The following is a 21,733-nucleotide window of genomic DNA, read 5'->3' on the forward strand; positions in this document are numbered from 1 at the left end:
AAAGTTTAATTAGAAAAGAAGGGTTGTAAGTGAAGAGCCTATTTATTGAGCGATTTGAAGGATATTCGTTGAAACATTTTCAAAAAGATCTTATTTCAGGACTTATTGTTGGAATTATTGCCATTCCACTTGGGATGGGTTTTGCTATTGCCTCAGGTGTAAAGCCGGAGTATGGAATTTATACGACGATTATTGCCGGGATTCTTATTTCATTATTAGGTGGTTCGAAATATCAAATTGGTGGACCTACTGGTGCATTTATACCTGTATTGTTCGGGATTGTAATTACCTATGGTTACGAGGATTTATTATTAGCTGGATTTATGGCTGGAATTATGCTTTGTCTCATGGGGATTTTCAAAATAGGTTCTTTGATTAAATTTATACCACGTCCTGTAACGATTGGATTTACCGCAGGAATTGCAATTATTATTTTTACAGGACAGATTGCTAATTTTTTAGGATTGACAGGTCTTCAAAATCACGAGAAATTTTTTGACAATATGAAAGAAATTGTTTCACATCTTGGTACAATTAACATTTACAGCGTAATAACGGCGCTTATTTCCTTATTTATTATATTAATAACGCCAAAGATTTTACCGAAAGTACCGGGGTCCTTAGTTGGCTTAATTGTATCTACAGTTATTGCGTCTATCTTTTTTTCCGGTAAGGTTGCGACAATTGGCACGGCTTTCGGGGATATCCCTAGTACACTCCCTCAATTTCAAATGCCGGAAATAACATGGGAACAGATTAATAGATTACTAGCACCAGCATTTGTTATTGCTATTCTAGGAGGAATTGAATCACTTTTATCAGCTGTTGTTGCTGATGGAATGACAAATAGCCGTCACAATAGTAATCGGGAATTAGTTGGTCAAGGTATTGCGAATATCGTTACGCCATTATTTGGGGGAATACCAGCGACAGGTGCAATCGCCAGAACAGCAACAAATATAAAAACTGGCGCTGTTTCACCATTGTCAGGGGTAATCCATGGTCTTTTCGTTTTATTCACATTATTAGTTTTCGCTCCATATGCTTCTAATATTCCATTAGCTAGTATGGCGCCAGTTATTATGATTGTTGCTTGGAATATGAGTGAACGAAGGCATTTTTCGCATATATTAAAATTGAAAACAGGAGATTCACTTGTTCTGTTAGTAACATTTCTAGTAACGGTTTTTGCTAATATAACAACAGCAGTGGAAGTAGGGCTAGTATTAGCGATAATTTTATTTGTAAAACGAATGAGCGAAATGCCAGTTGTTTCGAAAGTGTTGCCTGACCATTCCCAGAAAAATCAGCCAGTACAACCACATGTAGTAAATGATGCTCATGATTGTCCGCAAGTCAGTATATTTACGGTTGAAGGTCCTTTATTCTTCGGCGTTGCCCAGCTTTTTGAACAGCGGATTACGGAGACGATTAACTACAAACCACATGTATTGATTTTAAGGATGGGGAAAGTTCCTTTTATGGATACAACAGGGGAAGCCAATTTAAGAAGTATTGTTCAGCATTTTAAAAAGCATGGCGGTGTTGTCCTTATTTCAGGGGCTATTTCGTCATTAATAGAGATTTTAAAAAAATCGGGATTATATGATGAAATAGCTGAAAACCACTTTTTTAATCATACAGGGGAAGCAATCGATTATGCAATACAAGAAATTGAGAAGAATAAATGTATCGGCTGTAAGCATTTTGCCTTTCGGGAGTGTGCCCAACTTTCCAATCGTGTCGAGGTTGAAGCAGGGAGCAAAGATAGACAAGAAATTATTTAATGAAAACGCTCAGAGTGAAAAAACTCTGAGCGTTTTTTTATTAAATTCGAACATTTTGTGACGGTCTGAGAATATCCTATATTAATCTTGGATTATTTTGTAAAATGAAATAAAAGGAAAAGTAGGAGAAAAAAGAATGAAATATTTCAATTTTGGGAGAATTGGCCGGAACCTATTCATTACATCTACCACTTCAGGACTTATTTTCATAGCCTTTGTATTTTTTTGTATATGGGAAATTGATCATCATTTTACGGCAAATGCTAAATCGCAAATTGAGGCAGATGAAATTGAAACTTCATTGCACACTTTATACCAATCATTATTAAACCAAGAAAGTGGACAAAGGGCATTTAACCTCACAGGTGAAAACGTTTTCCTTGAGTCGTTTCATGATGGCTTGAATGATTATAATGAAGCTTCTCAACTGTTATTAGAGAAGGTGGAGGATAAACCAGACATTAAAAGTCATGTAAGTGTGATAATTGAAAAAGGGAGGTATTGGCAGGAACAACATGGTCTGAAGCTCGTCAAAATGACGAAGAACGGTCAACAGCCAAGCCTTGAATCGCTTGGAGACTCAAAAGCAGCTTTTGAAGAATTCCGAGATTCACTAGAAGAAACACTCGTTTTAATTGGGAATTTACGCGATGGTTCCAGAAATTTATATATCGGCAAAATTAAGGAGGCAAAAAGTATTCTCATTGCCTTATCAATTGTTTTAATTTTATTAAATGCTCTTATCATCAATCGGCAAATTAAAGCCATTATTCAGCCGGTTTTAGCGTTAAATAAAACTGTGAAAGCCTATACAAAAAAGGATTTTTCTGTTGATATTCCACAGTACAATAAAAAGGATGAATTAGCGGAGCTTATCAAAAATGTGAATACAATGAGGCTCGAATTAAATGAAAAATTTTCGACAATGGAATCATTGGCAGTTTTAGATGGAAATACAGGCATTTATAACCGTCGTTATTTTGACCAGACGTTAGAAACGATTTGGACCAAGGCTCAAAATGATGCGAAGCAAGTATCACTTATTCTTTTTGATATCGATTACTTTAAAAATTATAATGATACGTATGGGCATCTTCGAGGAGACCAATGTCTAAAAAAAATATCAAATAAATTAATAGAGCTATTTGGAGATACATCTGATATTGTTGCTAGATTCGGCGGCGAGGAGTTTGCGGTCATTTTACCAGAGCAAAATGAAGAAATTGCTTTTTCGAAAGCGGAAACATTAAGGAGAGCTGTGATTGATTTAGAGATCCCCCATCATAGCTCTTATGTCAACAAGTTTCTAACAATAAGTGTCGGTGTTGCCTCGATGTTCCCGGCGATAGGAAATAGAAATTCTGCTCACTTAATTACGCTCGCTGATCAGGCGCTTTATAAATCTAAAGAAAATGGTCGTAACCAAATAACACAATATAACTCTTCAGCTAATAAAACAAAATCAAGAAAGAAAAATATACGAAAGAAACAGTTGAAAAAAGCATGAATTTAGCAGATGAAAAATAGCACTTTTCCGCTTTTGTAACGTTGGAAAAGTGCTATAATAATCCTTGCTGTTTAAAAATGGTTTCTGTGCCGCATTTTGCACAATATAGTGCTTCAGGCCGGTTCACATGTCCACAGCCATGTTTTCCTTTTGCTGTTTTTAAATCTGAGCAGCGGTTTACTAATGGCGCCCCGCACTTCACACAATATTGGTCTTTATCCCCCGCAACTTGATAACATCTTACACAAGTAACTTTTTCTTCTTCACTCAAAACTAATCACCCTAATTTACAAAACTCAAATCACTTCTAAAGATTGGTGTTAAGATGACGGTCATAAATAGGGGCATCCACGATATCCTTATCTTCAATGAATACTTTATTATGAAGAAGGGCTGTATCCCCGCTAAAACGTCCATTCCCTTCGTTGCTTTTAGAACGTGTCACCCAACCGGATTGGCTATTATCACCAATCGAAATCGCTGCATTTGTACTTTGCAGTTCAACTTCAATCCCGTTAAAATGAATGATGGTGTCACTGTTTTCTGGTTTTTTATTATTACTAATTAACATACTATTATCTTCCATTGCTGAATCAATGATATCATCGTCAGATACAATAAAAATGCAGTTTTCTATTGTATCACTATCACCAACGATACTTCCGAACCCTGAATTAGACTTTGTTTGTGTTCTCCACCCATTTGCATAATTGATTTGGGAAATGAAAATGCCCGATGTCGTTGTGATTGCTTGAACGTGAAGATCTCCTACTTCAATTTTCGCTTTCACGAAGCCTATCCCTCCTTATAGTGACTGATTTTGGGCTGATGGTACAACATCACTGTCTTGAAGTGGCATATCAATGAGATCACTATCTAGAATATTAATGATATTATTAAATTCAGCTGTGTTGCCGACGGAAAAACCAATTCCAAAATTGGATTTTTGATGGGAATTCCAGTTCGATTGTAACACCTCTCCCATTGATATCGTCGAATTTCTATTTTGTGCATTAACAACAACCGATACAAAATTGATGGCAATGGCCATAACAAAACCACCCTAATTAATTATTACTGCTATTATATGCAATATTTTTTTAAAAAAGTAATGTTTCTTCCTACTTAAATTACTTTTTTAAAAATTTAAGTCAATTTCCGTAAATTGAATATCATCGGCTTTCGGTATTTTTATTTGTAGAATCCCATTTTTATGATGTATTCGTGCACCGCGCTGCTGAACAATGGCAGGTAATAAAACTTTATGCTTGTCGCCGATATTTGGAATATCTTTTATAATTAGTTGGTTTGAATTATAAAATATTTTTCCTGCTCGCAAATCATTTTTATGTTTAACAGGGAGCTGGATAAATACATCTTCATGAGATTCAAATACGTTTATTTTAAGGGGGTCTACCTTTGTATTGGCTTGAGGTGTAACGTCTTTTTTTGTGAAGGCAGAGGTTGTATTATTCCTTGTTTGTTCTGTTGTGTTATTTTGGGGAGTAAACGGTAACTTATTTAGAACATTATCTTCAATCGTTTTTTTGATAAATTGATCAACCTCATTTGGTCTTAAATTCATTAGTTGTTTGACATACTCATTAAAATTTTCATGATGGCTCCAAGGGAACATGACAACCCACTCCCTTCAGAAAAAATTACTCTTGCTAGTATATGCTTCGAAAACCAAGATAGTACTTATTATCTGTCGTCAAAAGGCTATGTAGCCTCTAGATTTCTTTCTCCATTAATGTCGTCACTTCCTTGAATCCAAGCTTTTCGTACATTGTTTTGGCTGAGTTTCCAGCAAATACATTTAATTGAACCTTTGTTATACCAGCATTTCGAAAATTCGAAATAGCGCGTCCCATTAATAACTTTCCAATGCCATTTTTTCGATACGGCGGGAACACATATAATTCATAAAGAAAGCCAATCGTTTCGTCTTTATAGAAATTCCGGTCAATTCCAAGCAAAATCCAGCCAATAATTTTCCCGCCATTTAGAGAAACTAAGTAATAGCCTCCATTAGATAGCACATTTTTTACCATATCATATGTCAAGTGTTTGTTACTTTTCATATAACCTACGGATAGTTCATCCGTTAACGATACAGACCACTTCAGCAATTGGTTTACCTCATATTCATTGGCTTTGCGGATAATCATCTTGAAACCACCTTTACCTATTTGTTTATACGTTTGTCACCGATGCTTATACATACATTACATGAAAAAAATAAGAAATTGGTTCCATGAAATATCAACGGTTTACTCTCACAGACAGTCTATCATGAAAAAATTGCATAAGCCAATTAATGGTCCTAAAGCTATAGGGACTACTCCATTTCGGAATGTCAGCTAGTTACCGTATTTGTTTATGGCATGGGGGCGCAAATGTCTTTTGAAGGAGGAACTTTAAGTGGAGGAAGAAGAAATTATTGGACTGCCTTTTCCGATTATTCCAAGTTCTGAAAAAGGATATCGGTCTTGGGGGAGTTCGCTTTACATCAAATGTCAAACTGCCAACAAGGTCTGATTTAATTTTAAAAATTAAGACTTCTATACTAGACCAATATTAATATTATAGAGGCAATAGGATGGATTGTCTGAAGTAAAGAGGTAGAAAGCCTTCAGCAGTATGGGCTGCAATTTAATATTGATGATAGAGAAAGTAAAACTTCGCAATGGAGCAATCAACCAATCATAGTTTAAATTTATGAAAATTTTACTAGAGTGTGATTATCATCATGGAGAAATAATTCCCTTTAACGATAATATCTTTTATATGTATATTGCTTTTACATAGTAAAAATACTATTATTTTTATAAGTAGATTATAAATAGTTGTGAAGAAAGGGGAAAAAATGTTTAAGTTAACGGTTAGAACAAAGCTAATAACTGTAACACTACTATTACTAGCAATCCCGTGTCTTATTATCGGTTTTATTGGGTATGAAATATCGAAATCACATCTAGAAGAACATGGTAAAGCAAGGTTAAAAAATAATGTTAATTTAGCACTCGAAATAATCGAAATTTTGAATAAAGATGTAGAAAAAGGGAAGCTAACGCTAGAAGAAGCGCAAGAGTCCTTTAAATCAGGTGTTCTAGGGGACTTGCAAAATGATGGTACTCGTCCAATTAATCCTGATATTGAGGTGGGCGAGAACGGGTATTTCTTTGCAATAGATGATGCCGGAAACTTTATGATGCATCCAAAAAGAGAAGGCGAAAATGCATGGGATTCGAAAGACAATAATGGCGTGTTTTATATCCAAGATTTTATTAAACAAGGGGACCAAGGTGGAGGCTTTACCGTTTACGAGTATCCATTACCAAACAACCCTAATAAAATTGAACCGAAAATTACATATACTAAAAAGGATCCAAATTGGGGCTGGTACGTTTCTGCTGGTAACTATATGACTTATTTTAACGGCAGTGCCAATGACATTTTATACACGTTGTTTATTTCCTTAGGTGCCGCGCTTGCTGTTGGGGTAGTCATCGTCTTAATTTTTGCTAACTCATTTGCGAGACCGATTATTGAAATTGCAAAACGAGCTGAAAAAATTGCCGATGGAGATTTAACAATTGAATTATTGAATGTAAAAAATAAAGATGAAATCGGTCTATTAGCTAGTGCTTTCAATCGCATGGAAGAAAATCTAAAAAATGTTATCCAGCAAATTAATGGCAGTGCACAAGTTGTAGCAGCATCTTCACAACAATTGCATGCAACTAGCGACCAAGCGGTAAAAGCGACGGAGCAAATTACAGCTGCAATTGAAGAAGTTGCTAGTGGTTCGGAAGCAACTGTTTCCGGTTCGGAACAAAGTGCTGTTGCAATGGAGGAAATTTCAACCGGTATTCAAAGAATTGCTGAGTTTTCTGCTACTGTTAAGGATTCAGCTGAGGATGCCACAGTTTTGTCTAATAAAGGTAATCACTCGATTCAACAATGCATCCAACAAATGGATACAATTGAAAAAGGTACACAAAACACGATGGGTGCTATTAATCAATTAACTGAACTTTCTCAGGAGATTGGGAATATTATTGAAGTCATCACAGATATCGCTGACCAAACAAACCTACTTGCCTTAAATGCTGCCATCGAAGCAGCACGTGCCGGGGAACATGGAAAAGGCTTTGCTGTTGTTGCCGAGGAAGTACGCAAGTTGGCTGAACAATCTAGAGTTTCTTCCACGCAAATTGTTGAATTAATTCAAGAAGTTCAAATAGGAACCGAGACGGCAAGACAAGAGATGGATGAAAGCACAAAAGAAGTTAAGGTTGGAAAAGAGGTCATCCATCAAACTGGAGAAGTGTTCCAACAAATTTTGGATGCTGTTGAACATGTTAATAGACAAATCCAGGAGGTTTCAGCAACATCTGAACAAATTTCGGCAAATACCGAAGAAGTCGCAGCTTCTGTTGAACAGCTAGCACTTATAGCAAAAGAATCATCGAAAAAAACGCAAGCGGTAGCTGCTTCTTCAGAAGAACAACTAGCATCTATGGAAGAAATTACAGCTTCTAGTGAAACATTGAGTGAACTATCACAAGACTTGCAAGAAATCGTAACAAAATTTAAAATCTAAAAAATGTTCATTTAAATAATGGACAAAATTGCAAAATTCTTTTATTATTGTATTGGTAATTTCCAAATAGAAAATTTAAACGAATCTTCGAAACGGCAAACCTATTGAAAGATAGGGACGCAAAGCTACGGGCCTAAAGTTTTAAACTATGGTCGCCGGGTTCCCGAAAAGATGGTTAGAAAACCACCTTTTTTTCCAGGTGGTTTTCTTTTTTGAATTTTATAATTGATTAATGCGAAAATTTATCTGGAGTGAAAAAAATGTCTGTTACCCATATAGGGAAAAATGATAACATTAAGTTGCTGCATCAACTAGACGGACAAATCTATCATGTGTTTCAGCCCATTTATCATTTAAAAACAAATCAATGTTACGGCTACGAAGCGTTATTGCGTTCAAAAAATTATGATACTTTTACATTATTGAAAATAGCAGAGGAAAAACAGAAAAAGTTCGATTTAGATTTTTTATCAATTAAAAAGTCTATTTATGCTTTTTCACAATCATTAAAAGGAAATGGTTGCCCGTTGTTCATAAACATATTTCCGTCCACACTTATTTACCTAGCTTCCCCATTCCTATTAGACTTTATTAAGGTTAATCCTGTTACTGCTCATAATCGGATTATTATTGCAATTAAGGGGTTGGAGACTATTGGGGATTTTGCTATTTTTAAAGAAACTATTCAATCTTTGAAAAAAGCAGGCTACCGAATAGCCTTAAACGATGTTGCTAATGGAGCTTTAACATTAACAACGAATTCAATCACCAAACCTGATATTATAAAGCTAGATAAAGGGTTGTCTCATAATTTATCACAATCAAAAGAGAAACAAGATTGTATTAAAAGACTCATTCATTTTTGTGGAAATGATATTCGACTAATGTTGGGAGGAATTGAAACATTTGAGGATTTAGAAACAGCCAAGTCATTAGGAATATCTTATGGTCAAGGTGCCATTTTAGGCGAACCTATGCCACTTTATCATAGTTCATTATAATATAATTTAGGTAAGGGTGGATTATCATGCAAGTAGATGAATTAATAAAAGAAATAAATAAGTATGTGGAAGAATTAGACTTTGTTACAACAAGGAAACTTATTGAAAGTAATATTGAAGTGTTAAAGGATCATAAATTTTTACTGAAAAGCAATGCTAGAGAATTGCTTAAACTTATTAACGATCAATTGGAATCTGGGAGAGAGCCGTTATCACGAAAGGAAATGTCTTTATTGCTTGCATTAAATTCATATGCCAATAATTTCGATTTGACCTCCATTAAATTAATCGTCAAAAATAATGCAAAATTGTTTTTAAAAAATGATGTAGTGGATTACTTAAATAAAGATGCAATTACCCTTTTAGAAGGGTTGGGCGTTATACATAAAAAAGAAATGATTAATTAGCTTTGTGAATAATAATATAATATATGAGAGGCTTACTCGGGAAGTGGGTAGGCCTTATTTTCCTTTTATTGAATAGTATATGAGCTGTTTTTTTCAATGATGTTGTATGATACAATAATTTTAACTTTTCTTACCGGTTTTTTTACAGTAAAATAGCTATGTGAAAATAAAGTGGCATATGTATTTTTAAAGGAGAGAGATTATGGAAAAAATACTGATTCTCGGTCATAAAAACCCAGATACAGATTCAATCTGTTCTGCTATTGCGTATAATGACTTGAAAACAAAATTAGGCTTTAATACGGAAGCCATTCGTTTAGGACAAATCAATGGTGAAACGAAATATGCCCTTGATTATTTTGGAATAAAGGAACCTCGATTGGTAGAGGCAGTAGCGGCTGAAGTAAATACTGTTATTTTAGTGGACCATAATGAGCGTCAGCAAAGTGCAGATGACATTACCGAAGTACGTATTGCTGAAGTTATTGATCATCACCGTGTAGCCAACTTTGAAACAAAGGACCCTCTATATTTCCGTGTCGAGCCAGTTGGCTGTACAGCGACTATTTTAAATAAAATGTATAAGGAAAATGGCGTAGCCATTGAAAAAGAGATTGCGGGCTTAATGCTTTCGGCGATTATTTCTGATTCGCTATTATTCAAATCACCAACATGCACACAAGAAGATATTGATGCGGCAAAAGAATTAGCTGCTATTGCTGGTGTAAATGCGGAAGAATATGGTTTGGCGATGTTAAAAGCAGGAGCCGATTTAAGTGATAAAACAGCTAAAGAATTAATCACCCTTGATTCAAAAGAGTTCCCGATGGGATGTGCCAAAGTGCAAGTGGCCCAAGTGAATGCGATTGATCCGATGGATATTCTTGTTCGTCAACAAGAGTTAGAAGAAGCGATGACAGCTTATATAAACGAAAAAAGTTTAGATTTATTTGTTCTCGTTGTGACAGATATTTTAAAGAGCGATTCAATTGCCCTAGCGCTTGGTGAAGCAACAGAAAATGTCGAGCAAGCTTTTAATGTAAAATTAAATAACAATTTGGCTACTTTAAAAGGCGTTGTATCACGCAAAAAGCAAATTATTCCTAATCTTACAGAAAGTTTTACTAGCAAGCAAACGATTTAATTTAATCGTTTGCTTGAATAAAATAAGTTTGAAGAAATAAGAAGCTCACCAAATGGTGAGCTTTTGCTAAGGACTTATCTTCTTTTCTTTTTAGAAAGATCTTCGATTACTTTTACTTTTTTTATCTTTTCCTGAACTACTTGAACGTGATACGTTTTTTCGTCAATTTTATTAACACCTAAAACATTCCCTTTACGGCCTTTAATTTTTAAATTTTCACCGACTAATGGAACACGATTAAGCAGTTGACTTAACAGCAGAGTTTTTTCTTCATAAAAATGAACAGTAAACATGTAAGCCTCACCTACTCTATATGGGATGTGTGAAAAACATACTCCATATAAAATATATGATGATTGTTTACTAAATTGACTCGATTCTTATTCGATAATCTGAACAATCTCAGCAATTTCTTTGCGGGCTAATCGTTTTGGTGTTTCCTTCGGGAATCCTAAAGCGACAACCATATTGATTGTTTTAGTGGCATCGATTTGTAAATATTCGCGTAATCTTTCTTCTGCGAGCAAGACAGGACCAGTCATCGGGCATGTCCCTAATCCTTTTGCATGAGCAGCTAACATTAAATTTTGCACAGCTAAGCAGCTGCTTTTAATGCCTTCTTCACGCCATACTTCATCTGGTACAAGATTAATTGGATTAAAAACCTTTTCCCTAAATTTTGATTCGTATGGAGTTGCTAGACAAATAATTAACACTGGGGCATCCGAAAAAGCAGTTGCATATGGGCCAAATGATTTAACGAGCATTTTCGCTGGTCTATCAAAGCCGCGTTGTTCTGCTTCTTTTGCTTTTTCATGCAAGGCATCCCATGTCATCTGTTCGATTTCCTTGATTTTTTCCTTGTTATTGATGACGATGAACTCCCAGGTTTGTGAATTTGTATCACTTGGAGCGAATCTCGCGCAATCAATTAACTCAAGAATATCTTCAGTTGTTACTTCTTTCTCTTCATATTTTCGAACACTTCTTCTACTTAATAAAATTTCTTTAAACTGACTATAATCCATAAAAGCCTCCAACAATAAAAAATAGTAATAATGTAACCTTATCAAAAAGAAGCCAGCTATTACAATAAAAAAATCAAAAAACTATTTCTAACTGCGAAAATGCTTTATACTATATAGTTAGATATAGGTTATATAACGAATTTTTTTTTTATAAAAAGGAGTGTCTATACTTTTGAAACATCCAGAATATGAATACTTACAAATGTGCCAACACATTTTAAATAATGGTATAAAAAAGGAAGATCGCACGGGCACGGGCACTGTTTCTGTGTTCGGTTATCAAATGCGATTTGATTTAAGCCAAGGTTTTCCTCTACTTACAACAAAGAGAATTCCCTTTCGCCTCATCGCTAGTGAACTGTTATGGTTTATTAAAGGTGATACGAATATTCGCTACCTTCTTCAGCATAACAATCATATTTGGAATGAATGGGCTTTTAAAAATTGGGTCGAAAGTGATGAATACCACGGCCCAGACATGACCGATTTCGGGCATCGTAGCTTACATGATGAACAATTTAATCAGCTTTATCAAAGTGAAATGGATAAATTTATTACTCTCATTCTATCTGATGAAGAATTTGCTGAAAAATATGGGGAGCTTGGACCTGTCTATGGCAAGCAATGGCGCGAGTGGGAGAGTGCTCGAGGAGAGACGATTGATCAGTTGAAAAATGTTGTCGAAGAGATTAAGCGAAATCCTGATAGCCGTAGGCTTCTAATTGTTGCTTATAATCCTGGAGAGGTTTCTAGTATGGCGCTGCCACCTTGTCATAGCTTATTTCAATTTTACGTAGCAGATGGAAAGCTAAGCTGTCAGCTTTATCAACGGTCAGGCGATGTGTTTTTAGGTGTTCCTTTTAACATTGCCAGCTATTCCTTATTAACTCATTTGATTGCCCAAGAATGCGGTTTAAAGGTTGGCGATTTTGTCCATACATTTGGTGATGCCCATATTTATGTGAATCATATCGAACAAATTCAAACACAGCTAAGCCGTGAGGTGCGGCCACTACCTATGTTGAAATTAAATCCTGATATAAATTCAGTTTTTGATTTTGAAGTAGAGGATCTTGAGCTACTAGGATATGATCCGCATCCAATGATAAAAGCACCAGTTGCCGTATAAAATAATAACATAAAAAAACAGTCTTCTTCCTAAAGGAGACTGTTTTTTCTCAATTTACAAGCATCAACTCCCGGAAGAAGAACCGCAATCATTCATTAAATAAAGATACAGTTGGTGAACATTGGAGACTCGAAAAAATTGAGTAAATAATTCATTTGTTTTAAATTGAATCTCCTACTATAATTGCTTTATGAGAAATAAAACCAAGGTTGTGAATGAATGGAAGGTCATTTTATATATTTGTTAGAGCATTATGGGTATTTCGGAATTACGTTTGTCCTCATTTTAGGCATTGTTGGCCTACCGATTCCAGACGAAGTTCTCCTTACTTTCATAGGGTATAACGTGTTTCAAGGAAAATTGTCTTATGTTTCATCTTTGGGAAGCGCGTTTATTGGGGCTATTATCGGAATATCGATTAGTTATTTTTTAGGAATTAAATTAGGCGTTCCATTTTTACATAAATTTGGTCCAAGACTCCATATAACGGAAAAACGAATTGAAACAACACATCGGCTCTTTGAAAAGTTTGGTCCTTATTTATTGTTTTTCGGTTATTTTATTCCAGGTGTCCGCCATATAACGGCCTACCTTGCAGGTATTAATGCGATGTCATATAAAAAGTTTGCTCTATTTGCCTATACTGGTGCGGTATTTTGGGGGTTTGTTTTTATAACGTTAGGGCGTATATTAGGAGGGAATTGGCATAGGGTTGAATTTACAATAAGCCAGTACCGGGTTTACATTATTCTATTACTTTTTATTGTAATAATTATCGCTATTTATCTATATTGGAGAAAAGGAAAAACAACTAATATATAGTAGAAAAAGGAAGAGGATAATAAGATGATTTCAATTGTAGTTGCAATGGACAAAAACCGAGTGATTGGTAAAGATAATCAGCTTCCATGGCATTTGCCTGCTGATTTAGCTTTTTTTAAAAAGGTCACGATGGGCAAAGCAATTGTCATGGGAAGAAAAACATATGAATCAATTGGCCGACCTTTACCTGGTAGAAAGAATATTATTTTGACAAAAAACAAAAATTACGTGGTAGATGGTTGTAACGTCATTCATAGTATTGATGATATTTTTACTTTGGAAAAAACAGAAGCGGAAGAAATATGTGTGATTGGCGGCGCAGAAATTTTTAACGAAGTGTTGACTTCTGTTGATCGGCTATATATAACGTTGATTGACGATGAGTTTTCAGGAGATACCTATTTTCCTGCGCTGAATGAATCAGATTGGGAGCTTGTCTCGAAGGAAAAAGGGCCTAAAGATGAGAAAAACCGATATGATTATTATTTCACTATTTACACTAGAAGATTGTCATAAAATTTTCCTAATGATTACCACAGTTGGAAAAGTAAAAATGTTATAATTTTATCCATAAACTAGCTATGACACTTATTCAAGATAGAAATGGGGGAAACATCAATGAAACATCCGATAATTGTACCGATTGATGGATCGGAGCATTCTTTAAGGGCCCTAAAATTTGCCGTGGAAATAGCAAATTGCTGGAATGAACAAATCATACTTGTCAATGTCCAACCTAGATTTGATGAACCTTGGGATTCAATGAAGACTGATGAAGAAATACAGGAAATTCATCATCAAACAGGTGAAAAACTACTAGAAAAAGCGAAAGAATATTTAGATGAGCTTGGCTTTCATTATACGGCGAAGGTGCGTTTAGGGTTACCAACTATTGAAATATGTGCGGAAGCAGAGGAAACGAGTGCTAGATGCATTATTATGGGGTCTAGAGGAATGGGACCAGATGTGAGCAAGGCGCTTGGAAGTGTTGGCTACGGCGTCATTCATTTAACACCTTGTCCGTTGACATTGGTGCCAGCCCAGCTAGAACGTTGATATAGTCACTCGATGAATATTGAGCAAGAAACTGAAAAATAATAAAAACTTGATTATTCCATAAGTCGATGATTGCGTTAGCGTTCGGCTTATGGATTTTATATTTTTATAGACTACATTTCTGCTGCATGTAAATGATAACGCTTCCATGTTAACGGAAAATTTTAATAGTTTCGAAAATAAATTTATTCACCTTTCAAAACGTGTTATAATAAAGAAACATATTCGGTGACTACTAAGCTCTAGAAAGAAGGATTATCTAAAATGGAAGGTACAAAAGTTATGAAAAGAATTCAAATGGAAGATATCATTATTGCAAACCATGCATTAAAGGATATTGTGACACATACACCATTGCAGAGAAATGATATCTTATCTGAACGGTATCAATGTAATGTCTATTTAAAAAGAGAAGACTTACAAGTCGTGCGCTCCTTTAAAATTCGTGGCGCCTATAATAAAATCCAAAGCTTAACGGAAGAAGAACGGAAAAAAGGTGTTGTCTGTGCTAGTGCTGGCAACCATGCTCAAGGTGTAGCCTATTCTTGCAACGCTTTGAAAATTAACGGGAAAATTTTCATGCCGTCAACGACACCGCGTCAAAAGATTAATTCAGTTAAACGATTTGGCGGCGAGTTCGTTGAAATCGTCCTAATTGGTGACACTTTTGATGATTCTTCGGCAAAAGCGATGGAATGCTGCAAGGAGGAAGGAAAAGTCTTTATCCACCCATTTGATGATCCACATGTCATTGCTGGCCAAGGGACACTGGCGATGGAGTTTATGAATGAAATTGGGGAAAATGTCGATTATGTCTTTGCTGCGATTGGCGGCGGTGGCTTGGTTTCTGGTGTAGGTACGTATGTAAAAGGCATTTCACCAAAAACAAACATCATCGGAGTTGAACCAGAAGGGGCGCCATCAATGAAAATCGCCTTAGACCAAAATGAAATTGTAACGCTTGACAAAATTGATAGTTTTGTCGACGGTGCTGCTGTAAAAAAAGTAGGAGAGATGGACTTTGATATTTGTAGAGAGCTTTTATCAGGCATAACAGTTGTGCCTGAAGGTAAGGTTTGCTCAACAATCCTAGAACTTTATAATGAAAATGCCATTGTAGTAGAGCCTGCAGGAGCTTTGTCAATTGCTGCTCTTGACTTTAACAAAGACAAAATTAAAGGAAAAACGGTCGTTTGCATCGTCAGCGGCGGGAATAACGATATTAGTAGAATGCAGGAGATGAAAGAAAAATCGCTTATTTATGAAGGATTAATGCATTATTTTCTAGTTAATTTCCCGCAACGGGCTGGTGCTTTACGTGAATTCCTCGATGAAGTACTAGGTCCAGATGATGATATCACTCGTTTTGAATATACGAAGAAAAACAATAAAGATAACGGACCAGCACTCGTTGGACTTGAGCTTAAAAATAGAGTAGACTATGAGCCGCTGATTAATCGGATGGAGAAAAAGGGATTTAAATATAAAGAGCTTAATAAAGATATGGATTTATTTAATTTATTAATATAGTTTTCGTGATTTTTTAAGGAGGCTTCCATTTGCTGTAGGCCTCCTTTTTAGCGTATATATACCTTAGCGGAGAGAAAAAATAAGAGGTGGTCCTGTGAACAACGAAGCGACAGCTATTATCCTTGCCGGTGGGAAATCAAGCAGAATGGGGACAAATAAGGCACTTTTACCAATCGAAGGAAAGGCTAATATTCAATTGATTAAAGAGCAATTAACACCTTATTTTTCTCAAATTATGATAGCGACTAATGATTTTGAAGCATATGCATTTTTAGGACTGCCAATGATTAAAGATGAATACGAAGGACTTGGCCCTATGGCGGGCATTCATGCTGGTCTGAAGAATAGTAAAACGGAAACGAATTTCTTCGTGGCCTGTGATATGCCTTTTGCCTCTGGTGAATTAGTGAAACATCTAGTTGATTTAAGTGAGGAGTATGAAGCAGTTGTTCCAAGAATAAACGGAAAATTGCATCCGCTCTTTTCAGTTTTCAAAAAAACAATTTTACCTAAGATAGAACAATGTTTGCTTGGAGAAAACTTAAGGATGAGTGATTTGCTTTCAACTCTTGAGGTTCGGTATGTAAATGAAATTGAATTAGCAAATGTGATTAGCGGTAATATCGAAAAAATATTTTATAATATGAACTCGCCTTTAGATTATCAAAAAGTAATAAGACAAAATCTGTAGGATTACAGACTTAATAGATTGTGAAATGAATGATATTTGTGAAATAATGATGAATATAAGTTATTATATAGCAAAATCGATTGAAAATGTTTATAATAAACATATCTTAAAAATAGTTTTCATACTATTTGTAGGTTTTCAAACAGGAGTAGGAGGAACTCTATTATGTTAACAAACATCGGAATTCCGGGCTTAATTCTTATTTTGCTCTTAGCATTGATTGTTTTTGGGCCTAAAAAATTGCCAGAAATAGGAAGAGCTACTGGTCAAACGATTCGCGAATTAAAAAAATCAACAAAAGAATTAACAAGTGATGTTGTTGAAGAATTTGCTGAAGTGAAGGAAGAAGTTAAATCACTTAAAAAATAAACTTTTATTTATCAGAATTAGTAGGAGTGAACATTCATGTTTTCAAATATTGGCTTCCCAGGATTAATATTAATTCTCGTGATTGCACTTATCGTTTTTGGACCTTCTAAATTACCAGAAATCGGGAGAGCGGTTGGTAGTTCATTGAAAGAGTTTAAAAAGGCAACGAAAGAATTAACAAAAGATGATGATGAACCGAAGAAAATCGAAGACGAGAAGAAAGAATCTTTATAATATAGAAGATTAGCTAGAGGATGTAAGATTATTCATCTTACATCTTCTTTACTCTTTCTAAAGCTTTTACATCTAGAAGTAGTAACATAAGGCTTCCTTTGTATGGGGGGAATAATAAATTGGAACAAGAACAAAGTATGAATCTCGTTGGTCATTTAGAAGAACTACGAAAACGCATTATTATCACAGGTGTAGCTTTTATCATCTTCTTTATCGTAGCTTTTATTTATATTAAAGATATATATAACTTTTTTGTGATGGATTTAGATTTTAAGCTTACCGTATTAAGCCCAACAGAAATTGTGTGGGTGTATTTTCAGCTTGCAGGTGTTGTAGCGATTGCTTTAACAATTCCAGTGTTGGCTTGGCAGCTTTGGTTATTTATTAAGCCAGCGTTAGAGCCTATCGAAAGAAGGGTTACGCTCTCATATGTTCCAGCTTTATTTATTTTGTTTATTGTTGGTCTTTCTTTTGGGTATTTCCTTATTTTTCCATTCGTTTTTAAATTTTTGCTAAGTCTTGCTGGTGACGATATTCAAAATATGTTTACGATTGAGAAATACTTTAGTTTTTTATTTAAGATTACGCTGCCATTTGCATTTCTTTTTGAATTGCCAGTAATCGTCATGTTTTTAACAAGTCTTGGCATTATTAATCCACAAATATTATCTAAAATTAGGAAATATGCCTATTTTGTACTGGCTATCGTGGCTGCCGTAGTCACACCACCTGACTTTTTATCACAAACTTTAGTATTCATTCCGCTATGTATTTTATATGAAATAAGCATCCAATTGTCAAAAGTCGTCTATCGGAAAAAGCTTAAAAAAGATCAAATGGTAGCTAAAGAATTTGGAATGGCAGATGCCGAAGAACAAGGTACAGAGGAAGAGAAAGAAAAGATAATAAATGGGTAAAAACACGCCTGATCAATGATCAGGCGTGTTTACCATAATTTCAGCCACTTGCTCAAGCCGCTCGTAGAACGCATGTCGCATCGGCCCCTCTAGTCCAATGTCATCCATCGCTTCTTTCATACAAGCCAACCAAGCTTTTCTTCGCGTAGGTGTAATTTCAAAAGGAAGATGTCTAGCCCTCATTGCTGGTGGGCCAAATTCGTCACTATATAATGTTGGTCCACCTAAAAATTGTGTTAAAAACATTTTTTGTTTTCTCATAATTTCTTGCATATCGCCTTCGAACAATGGGCTTAGAATCGGGTTTGCGTAAACTTTTGGATAAAAAGCAATCACAAGTTTTTGAATGGTTTCCTCCCCGCCTAAGAGTTCATATGGAGTTTCAAATTTCATTTTCTATCACCTATTTTATACTTTTTAAACATAATATATCAAAATGTGAAATTGTTTGGTGTGATATAAATCACGCTATTATTATGACATAGGGTTGACCATATAATCAATTTAATTGATTTTTGAGGGACGCTTGATAAAATAAAATGAAGAAGGCAAAACCAAAGAGAAAGGACGTTCCCACTTGAACAAAACGTTTTATCAATATGTTTTAAAATATCGCACAACTAAAAAAGGAGATTTGTTCGGGCAATTTGCTGAAGAAATCTATAAAGACCATAGCTTTCCTAAATATTCTTCAGATTATCATGAAATAAGTAGCTATTTAGAATTAAGTGAAACAGCATTAAACTCTATTATTATTTTTGATCAAATCTGGGAAATGTATGAACAAGATGTTATAGGTATTTGAATTTCATTAGGCGATGATTATGGCTGTGTTTAAAAAACATTGGGTTTCCATTTTTTGTACTCCTATCTTTTCTTTTTTACAAAATAATTTCTCTGTAAAAGGAAAAATTAAAAAAGAAAATCATGAAATATAGGAGGAACAAATGGTGAGAAGAAAACCTATTCAAATATTGATGATGATTTTATTTTTGCTAGTCGCTGTTGCATGCAACAACAATAAAGACACAGGATTCAATGACAATAGTAACGATAATGGTTATGGTAGGAGCAATGTCGATGATTCGATTTCAAGTATGAATACGACGTTGTCTAGCCGTGATTACCCACATACGGAGCCTGTATTGATGCAAGGGGCTAAATATGATTTTAGAATTGTCGATGGACGTCATGCGGGGCAGTTTGCTTTTGATGGTAGAAATATGCCTAGCGTAACACCGAAGGCTCCACGACAGGGAGGACAAGCACAACAACAAGCACAATTACAGCAACCTCAACAAGGTGCACAAACACAGCAAAAGCAACAACCACAAGCGACTCCTAGCGCTGGAATTAGTGCTGTTGAAACACAGGTTATTCAATTAACGAATGCGGAAAGAAGAAAAAATGGCTTACCTGATTTGCAAGCTGATACTCCATTAGGTAAAGTTGCTCGTGAAAAAGCAAACGATATGCAAACAAACCATTATTTTTCACATACAAGTCCTACCTATGGCACACCATTCGATATGATGCGAGATTTTGGGGTCGGCTATCGTGCTGCTGGTGAAAACATTGCCCAAGGGCAACGAACAGCTGAAGAAGTTGTTCAAGCATGGATGAATAGTGAAGGCCATCGCAAAAATATTTTAAGCGCTAATTTTACACATATTGGCGTTGGTCATAGTGGGGAAGGAAATTATTGGTCGCAAATGTTTATAGGAAAATAAGATGAACAGATAAAAGAGCTCTATTTATAATAAAGCTCTTTTATTTTATCCACGACTGAATCAATATGGTTGGAAACCTGTGGAATTGCGTAACCAACAAAAAGCGGTGATGTTGGAAAGCGCGGGACTACTTTTACGACTGTTTTCCCAGCAAATTCATAAAAAAATAAGTTATAGCTATTACAGTTTTTGTGAAAATGGTTCAAAATATAGTGAGTAGCGATTTGAATATTTTCTGCGAAAATCTGTAACCTCTGTTCGTCTTCCATCATAATATTAAATTCAAAAAAGCCCATTCTTGGGTACCGTGAAATGTTGAACTCAACGCCATGTTTAATTTCAATCGGCGTACCGACAAAATGGTTTTCCCGTAAAGCTTCTAGATAGTCAATTTTTTCAAGACCAACGATTTGCATATGGGGATGGCGCAAAGATCCCCCTGATAATGGTCCATGGTTTTTAAAAAATAAAACAGACTTATATTTCTTACTTTTAATCATTTCTTTCCAATGTTTTAATCCAAAGGAAATAACTTTATATAGATGGTCTTTACTATATTCTGAAAGCTCTGCCTGGCATTCATCAGTTTCGATGATTACCGTTTGAAAAGTGTTTTCTAAAGTTGGATATTTATTTTTTAGCCAAATGATTGAACCATCTATATCTAATAGGTCCGTAAGTGCTTCACGATTACAAAAAGGGCATGATGTATTTGCATTTAGTAAGCTGTTAGGTTTTTGCGACCCGATGGAGGAATTAAATATTAAATGATTATGCATAAACAACCTCTGCTCCTTTAATAGTTTCCTATAATAAGTTTATTATAGATTTTAATGCTTTACCACTACTATGTATGAATGTTTTTCTACAAACAAGAGGGTGGCAGCCTGTTTTTTGCTGTTACTGCACCTTAACAGACGTTCCTCCATACAATGGAATTAACGTTAAAGGGAATGGAGGTAAATGAATGCAAAACAGAAACAAGAACAACAATAATATGTTTGGAAATATTGAAAAGAAAACAGGCGTCAATATGAACGAAATACTAAGGCTAGCAAACTCATTATCAAACGCAAACTTCAAAGATGAGAAAACAGTCAGAGGGGTGATCCAGCAAGTAGCCCAATTAGCCGGCAGGCGTGTTCCTAAAGAAAAGGAGGATATGCTTGTCCAAGCTATTTTGAATAACAATATACCGATGGATTTAAACTCTTTATCAAAAATGATTAAATAGCATAAATCTAATGGAGGGGTTGTCTCAAGGTGTTTCCTTTGCGGCAGCTTCTTTTTTACGAAAGAAGAATGTTATTACTTAAAGAAGGTTGCTCAAGTAAAGGAGCTTGAACAACCTCAATGCGACCCAACAAAGCCGAGAACTAAATCATCTTAGTGGCTGCTAGTTCTGGTAGAGAAACTGTCATCGTAGAAGAGAATGTTGGATTATAGCTTTTATACTTAAAAAGTGGTTTCCCCTCTGTTAATATAGTAAGGGATAAAATTTTTTCAGATGAGCTTCCTTTTGTTTCTAAAATAAAATGCAGACTATTTTCCTTTAACGTATATTCGTGAAGGTCGATTCCTAGTAGATGTCGACTTGTTTTTACCGTATTTGTATGTTTCTTAATATAGGAAGCTACATCATCAATTGATAGCTTATCATGACTTCTTTGAATATGTTGAAAAGCTTCCTTAAACTTGTCCGTTACTTTATGAAAAAGCGATTTAAAATCCAAAACAATCACCTCAAGAGATTTATATTCAGCTGTCGTTAT

The 21,733-nt window shown here is 35.2% G+C and carries 28 protein-coding genes and 1 riboswitch; of the genes, 18 read left to right on the forward strand and 10 right to left on the reverse strand.

Translation table 11 applies throughout. From position 1 onward, the window contains the following. Nucleotides 1–29: 29 nt before the first annotated feature. Both sulP and GX497_16440 read left to right on the forward strand, forming a co-directional pair. A complete protein-coding gene (sulP, locus tag GX497_16435; protein HHY74777.1) occupies nucleotides 30–1,787 on the forward strand; it encodes a sulfate permease in 1,758 nt (585 codons plus the stop codon). A 136-nt stretch (nucleotides 1,788–1,923) separates the two neighbouring features. Further along, a complete protein-coding gene (locus GX497_16440) occupies nucleotides 1,924–3,294 on the forward strand; it encodes a diguanylate cyclase (protein ID HHY74778.1) in 1,371 nt (456 codons plus the stop codon). 52 nt (nucleotides 3,295–3,346) lie between these two features. Here the strand turns inward: GX497_16440 and GX497_16445 are convergent, their stop codons facing one another. The 5 genes from GX497_16445 to GX497_16465 form a co-directional block, all read right to left on the reverse strand. Further along, a complete protein-coding gene (locus GX497_16445; GenBank protein ID HHY74779.1) occupies nucleotides 3,347–3,565 on the reverse strand; it encodes a hypothetical protein in 219 nt (72 codons plus the stop codon). A gap of 36 nt (nucleotides 3,566–3,601) precedes the next feature. Further along, nucleotides 3,602–4,084 (reverse strand): hypothetical protein, encoded by a 483-nt coding sequence (locus GX497_16450; GenBank protein HHY74780.1) that lies wholly within the window; start codon nucleotides 4,082–4,084, stop codon nucleotides 3,602–3,604. A gap of 15 nt (nucleotides 4,085–4,099) precedes the next feature. Then, the gene (locus GX497_16455) at nucleotides 4,100–4,345 is read right to left on the reverse strand and encodes a hypothetical protein (GenBank protein HHY74781.1); all 246 of its coding nucleotides are present in this window, start codon (nucleotides 4,343–4,345) and stop codon (nucleotides 4,100–4,102) included. An 87-nt stretch (nucleotides 4,346–4,432) separates the two neighbouring features. After that, nucleotides 4,433–4,930, reverse strand: coding sequence for a hypothetical protein (locus tag GX497_16460; GenBank protein HHY74782.1), 498 nt, complete (start codon nucleotides 4,928–4,930; stop codon nucleotides 4,433–4,435). Between the two features lie 97 nt (nucleotides 4,931–5,027). Continuing rightward, a complete protein-coding gene (locus GX497_16465; protein HHY74783.1) occupies nucleotides 5,028–5,465 on the reverse strand; it encodes a GNAT family N-acetyltransferase in 438 nt (145 codons plus the stop codon). Between the two features lie 698 nt (nucleotides 5,466–6,163). Between GX497_16465 and GX497_16470 the strand changes: the two genes are divergently transcribed. The 4 genes from GX497_16470 to GX497_16485 all read left to right on the forward strand — a co-directional run bounded on the left by GX497_16470 (nucleotide 6,164) and on the right by GX497_16485 (nucleotide 10,455). Then, nucleotides 6,164–7,903, forward strand: a complete 1,740-nt coding sequence (locus GX497_16470; protein ID HHY74784.1) for a HAMP domain-containing protein — start codon at nucleotides 6,164–6,166, stop codon at nucleotides 7,901–7,903. An 84-nt stretch (nucleotides 7,904–7,987) separates the two neighbouring features. Continuing rightward, nucleotides 7,988–8,071, forward strand: a riboswitch (cyclic di-GMP riboswitch). A 92-nt stretch (nucleotides 8,072–8,163) separates the two neighbouring features. Beyond that, nucleotides 8,164–8,904, forward strand: coding sequence for an EAL domain-containing protein (locus GX497_16475; GenBank protein ID HHY74785.1), 741 nt, complete (start codon nucleotides 8,164–8,166; stop codon nucleotides 8,902–8,904). A 26-nt stretch (nucleotides 8,905–8,930) separates the two neighbouring features. Then, nucleotides 8,931–9,311 (forward strand): hypothetical protein, encoded by a 381-nt coding sequence (locus tag GX497_16480; protein HHY74786.1) that lies wholly within the window; start codon nucleotides 8,931–8,933, stop codon nucleotides 9,309–9,311. A 202-nt stretch (nucleotides 9,312–9,513) separates the two neighbouring features. Then, complete coding sequence (locus GX497_16485) at nucleotides 9,514–10,455, forward strand: manganese-dependent inorganic pyrophosphatase (GenBank protein HHY74787.1); 942 nt, start codon at nucleotides 9,514–9,516, stop codon at nucleotides 10,453–10,455. 74 nt (nucleotides 10,456–10,529) lie between these two features. Here GX497_16485 and GX497_16490 read toward each other — a convergent pair whose 3' ends face one another. Together GX497_16490 and GX497_16495 are read right to left on the reverse strand one after the other, a co-directional pair. Next, the gene (locus GX497_16490) at nucleotides 10,530–10,748 is read right to left on the reverse strand and encodes a hypothetical protein (protein ID HHY74788.1); all 219 of its coding nucleotides are present in this window, start codon (nucleotides 10,746–10,748) and stop codon (nucleotides 10,530–10,532) included. 87 nt (nucleotides 10,749–10,835) lie between these two features. Continuing rightward, on the reverse strand, nucleotides 10,836–11,483 hold the full coding sequence (locus GX497_16495; GenBank protein HHY74789.1) for a nitroreductase family protein: 648 nt from the start codon (nucleotides 11,481–11,483) through the stop codon (nucleotides 10,836–10,838). 172 nt (nucleotides 11,484–11,655) lie between these two features. On the opposite strand from GX497_16495, the gene GX497_16500 reads away from it, so the two are divergent. The 9 genes from GX497_16500 (at nucleotide 11,656) to tatC (ending at nucleotide 18,231) form a co-directional block, all read left to right on the forward strand. Continuing rightward, entirely contained in the window at nucleotides 11,656–12,612 is a 957-nt protein-coding gene (locus tag GX497_16500; protein ID HHY74790.1) for a thymidylate synthase, read from the forward strand. Nucleotides 12,613–12,831: 219 nt separating this feature from the next. Further along, complete coding sequence (locus GX497_16505) at nucleotides 12,832–13,434, forward strand: DedA family protein (protein HHY74791.1); 603 nt, start codon at nucleotides 12,832–12,834, stop codon at nucleotides 13,432–13,434. A 24-nt stretch (nucleotides 13,435–13,458) separates the two neighbouring features. Continuing rightward, nucleotides 13,459–13,950, forward strand: a complete 492-nt coding sequence (locus GX497_16510; GenBank protein HHY74792.1) for a dihydrofolate reductase — start codon at nucleotides 13,459–13,461, stop codon at nucleotides 13,948–13,950. Nucleotides 13,951–14,052: 102 nt separating this feature from the next. Then, nucleotides 14,053–14,490: a universal stress protein gene (locus GX497_16515; GenBank protein ID HHY74793.1), complete on the forward strand. Its 438-nt coding sequence runs from the start codon at nucleotides 14,053–14,055 to the stop codon at nucleotides 14,488–14,490. A gap of 264 nt (nucleotides 14,491–14,754) precedes the next feature. After that, a complete protein-coding gene (ilvA, locus tag GX497_16520) occupies nucleotides 14,755–16,020 on the forward strand; it encodes a threonine ammonia-lyase IlvA (GenBank protein HHY74794.1) in 1,266 nt (421 codons plus the stop codon). A gap of 145 nt (nucleotides 16,021–16,165) precedes the next feature. Further along, nucleotides 16,166–16,711 (forward strand): molybdenum cofactor guanylyltransferase, encoded by a 546-nt coding sequence (locus GX497_16525; protein ID HHY74795.1) that lies wholly within the window; start codon nucleotides 16,166–16,168, stop codon nucleotides 16,709–16,711. 165 nt (nucleotides 16,712–16,876) lie between these two features. Then, nucleotides 16,877–17,080, forward strand: coding sequence for a twin-arginine translocase TatA/TatE family subunit (gene tatA, locus GX497_16530; GenBank protein ID HHY74796.1), 204 nt, complete (start codon nucleotides 16,877–16,879; stop codon nucleotides 17,078–17,080). A 36-nt stretch (nucleotides 17,081–17,116) separates the two neighbouring features. Further along, complete coding sequence (gene tatA / locus GX497_16535) at nucleotides 17,117–17,314, forward strand: twin-arginine translocase TatA/TatE family subunit (GenBank protein ID HHY74797.1); 198 nt, start codon at nucleotides 17,117–17,119, stop codon at nucleotides 17,312–17,314. A 137-nt stretch (nucleotides 17,315–17,451) separates the two neighbouring features. Continuing rightward, nucleotides 17,452–18,231 (forward strand): twin-arginine translocase subunit TatC, encoded by a 780-nt coding sequence (gene tatC, locus GX497_16540; GenBank protein HHY74798.1) that lies wholly within the window; start codon nucleotides 17,452–17,454, stop codon nucleotides 18,229–18,231. 12 nt (nucleotides 18,232–18,243) lie between these two features. On the opposite strand, the gene GX497_16545 is transcribed toward tatC, so the two are convergent. Then, nucleotides 18,244–18,624, reverse strand: coding sequence for a globin (locus tag GX497_16545; GenBank protein HHY74799.1), 381 nt, complete (start codon nucleotides 18,622–18,624; stop codon nucleotides 18,244–18,246). Between the two features lie 184 nt (nucleotides 18,625–18,808). Here GX497_16545 and GX497_16550 point away from each other — a divergent pair, with 184 nt between their 5' ends. After that, nucleotides 18,809–19,036, forward strand: a complete 228-nt coding sequence (locus GX497_16550; protein ID HHY74800.1) for a YozE family protein — start codon at nucleotides 18,809–18,811, stop codon at nucleotides 19,034–19,036. Nucleotides 19,037–19,208: 172 nt separating this feature from the next. After that, complete coding sequence (locus GX497_16555; protein ID HHY74801.1) at nucleotides 19,209–19,961, forward strand: hypothetical protein; 753 nt, start codon at nucleotides 19,209–19,211, stop codon at nucleotides 19,959–19,961. A 20-nt stretch (nucleotides 19,962–19,981) separates the two neighbouring features. Here the strand turns inward: GX497_16555 and GX497_16560 are convergent, their stop codons facing one another. Then, nucleotides 19,982–20,740: a DUF4931 domain-containing protein gene (locus GX497_16560; GenBank protein ID HHY74802.1), complete on the reverse strand. Its 759-nt coding sequence runs from the start codon at nucleotides 20,738–20,740 to the stop codon at nucleotides 19,982–19,984. Between the two features lie 188 nt (nucleotides 20,741–20,928). On the opposite strand from GX497_16560, the gene GX497_16565 reads away from it, so the two are divergent. Then, complete coding sequence (locus tag GX497_16565) at nucleotides 20,929–21,195, forward strand: stage VI sporulation protein F (GenBank protein ID HHY74803.1); 267 nt, start codon at nucleotides 20,929–20,931, stop codon at nucleotides 21,193–21,195. Nucleotides 21,196–21,337: 142 nt separating this feature from the next. Here the strand turns inward: GX497_16565 and GX497_16570 are convergent, their stop codons facing one another. Then, nucleotides 21,338–21,694 (reverse strand): hypothetical protein, encoded by a 357-nt coding sequence (locus GX497_16570; GenBank protein ID HHY74804.1) that lies wholly within the window; start codon nucleotides 21,692–21,694, stop codon nucleotides 21,338–21,340. Nucleotides 21,695–21,733: the final 39 nt, after the last annotated feature.

Source organism: Bacillus sp. (in: firmicutes) (assembly GCA_012842745.1).
In the GTDB taxonomy this organism is placed as follows: Bacteria; Bacillota; Bacilli; order Bacillales; family Bacillaceae_J; genus Schinkia.

Excerpts from the sequence above, each read along its gene's own strand:
- GX497_16490 (HHY74788.1), bottom strand. The coding sequence starts at position 10,748 with ATGTTTACTGTTCATTTTTATGAAGAAAAAACTCTGCTGTTAAGTCAA.
- ilvA (HHY74794.1), top strand. The coding sequence starts at position 14,755 with ATGGAAGGTACAAAAGTTATGAAAAGAATTCAAATGGAAGATATCATT.
- tatC (HHY74798.1), top strand. The coding sequence starts at position 17,452 with ATGAATCTCGTTGGTCATTTAGAAGAACTACGAAAACGCATTATTATC.
- GX497_16455 (HHY74781.1), bottom strand. The coding sequence starts at position 4,345 with ATGGCCATTGCCATCAATTTTGTATCGGTTGTTGTTAATGCACAAAAT.
- GX497_16480 (HHY74786.1), top strand. The coding sequence starts at position 8,931 with ATGCAAGTAGATGAATTAATAAAAGAAATAAATAAGTATGTGGAAGAA.
- GX497_16475 (HHY74785.1), top strand. The coding sequence starts at position 8,164 with ATGTCTGTTACCCATATAGGGAAAAATGATAACATTAAGTTGCTGCAT.
- GX497_16470 (HHY74784.1), top strand. The coding sequence starts at position 6,164 with ATGTTTAAGTTAACGGTTAGAACAAAGCTAATAACTGTAACACTACTA.
- GX497_16560 (HHY74802.1), bottom strand. The coding sequence starts at position 20,740 with ATGCATAATCATTTAATATTTAATTCCTCCATCGGGTCGCAAAAACCT.
- GX497_16485 (HHY74787.1), top strand. The coding sequence starts at position 9,514 with ATGGAAAAAATACTGATTCTCGGTCATAAAAACCCAGATACAGATTCA.
- GX497_16465 (HHY74783.1), bottom strand. The coding sequence starts at position 5,465 with ATGATTATCCGCAAAGCCAATGAATATGAGGTAAACCAATTGCTGAAG.
- GX497_16525 (HHY74795.1), top strand. The coding sequence starts at position 16,166 with ATGGGGACAAATAAGGCACTTTTACCAATCGAAGGAAAGGCTAATATT.
- GX497_16565 (HHY74803.1), top strand. The coding sequence starts at position 20,929 with ATGCAAAACAGAAACAAGAACAACAATAATATGTTTGGAAATATTGAA.
- GX497_16440 (HHY74778.1), top strand. The coding sequence starts at position 1,924 with ATGAAATATTTCAATTTTGGGAGAATTGGCCGGAACCTATTCATTACA.
- GX497_16495 (HHY74789.1), bottom strand. The coding sequence starts at position 11,483 with ATGGATTATAGTCAGTTTAAAGAAATTTTATTAAGTAGAAGAAGTGTT.
- GX497_16510 (HHY74792.1), top strand. The coding sequence starts at position 13,459 with ATGATTTCAATTGTAGTTGCAATGGACAAAAACCGAGTGATTGGTAAA.
- GX497_16515 (HHY74793.1), top strand. The coding sequence starts at position 14,053 with ATGAAACATCCGATAATTGTACCGATTGATGGATCGGAGCATTCTTTA.
- GX497_16545 (HHY74799.1), bottom strand. The coding sequence starts at position 18,624 with ATGAAATTTGAAACTCCATATGAACTCTTAGGCGGGGAGGAAACCATT.
- tatA (HHY74797.1), top strand. The coding sequence starts at position 17,117 with ATGTTTTCAAATATTGGCTTCCCAGGATTAATATTAATTCTCGTGATT.
- tatA (HHY74796.1), top strand. The coding sequence starts at position 16,877 with ATGTTAACAAACATCGGAATTCCGGGCTTAATTCTTATTTTGCTCTTA.
- GX497_16460 (HHY74782.1), bottom strand. The coding sequence starts at position 4,930 with ATGTTCCCTTGGAGCCATCATGAAAATTTTAATGAGTATGTCAAACAA.
- GX497_16555 (HHY74801.1), top strand. The coding sequence starts at position 19,209 with ATGATGATTTTATTTTTGCTAGTCGCTGTTGCATGCAACAACAATAAA.
- GX497_16505 (HHY74791.1), top strand. The coding sequence starts at position 12,832 with ATGGAAGGTCATTTTATATATTTGTTAGAGCATTATGGGTATTTCGGA.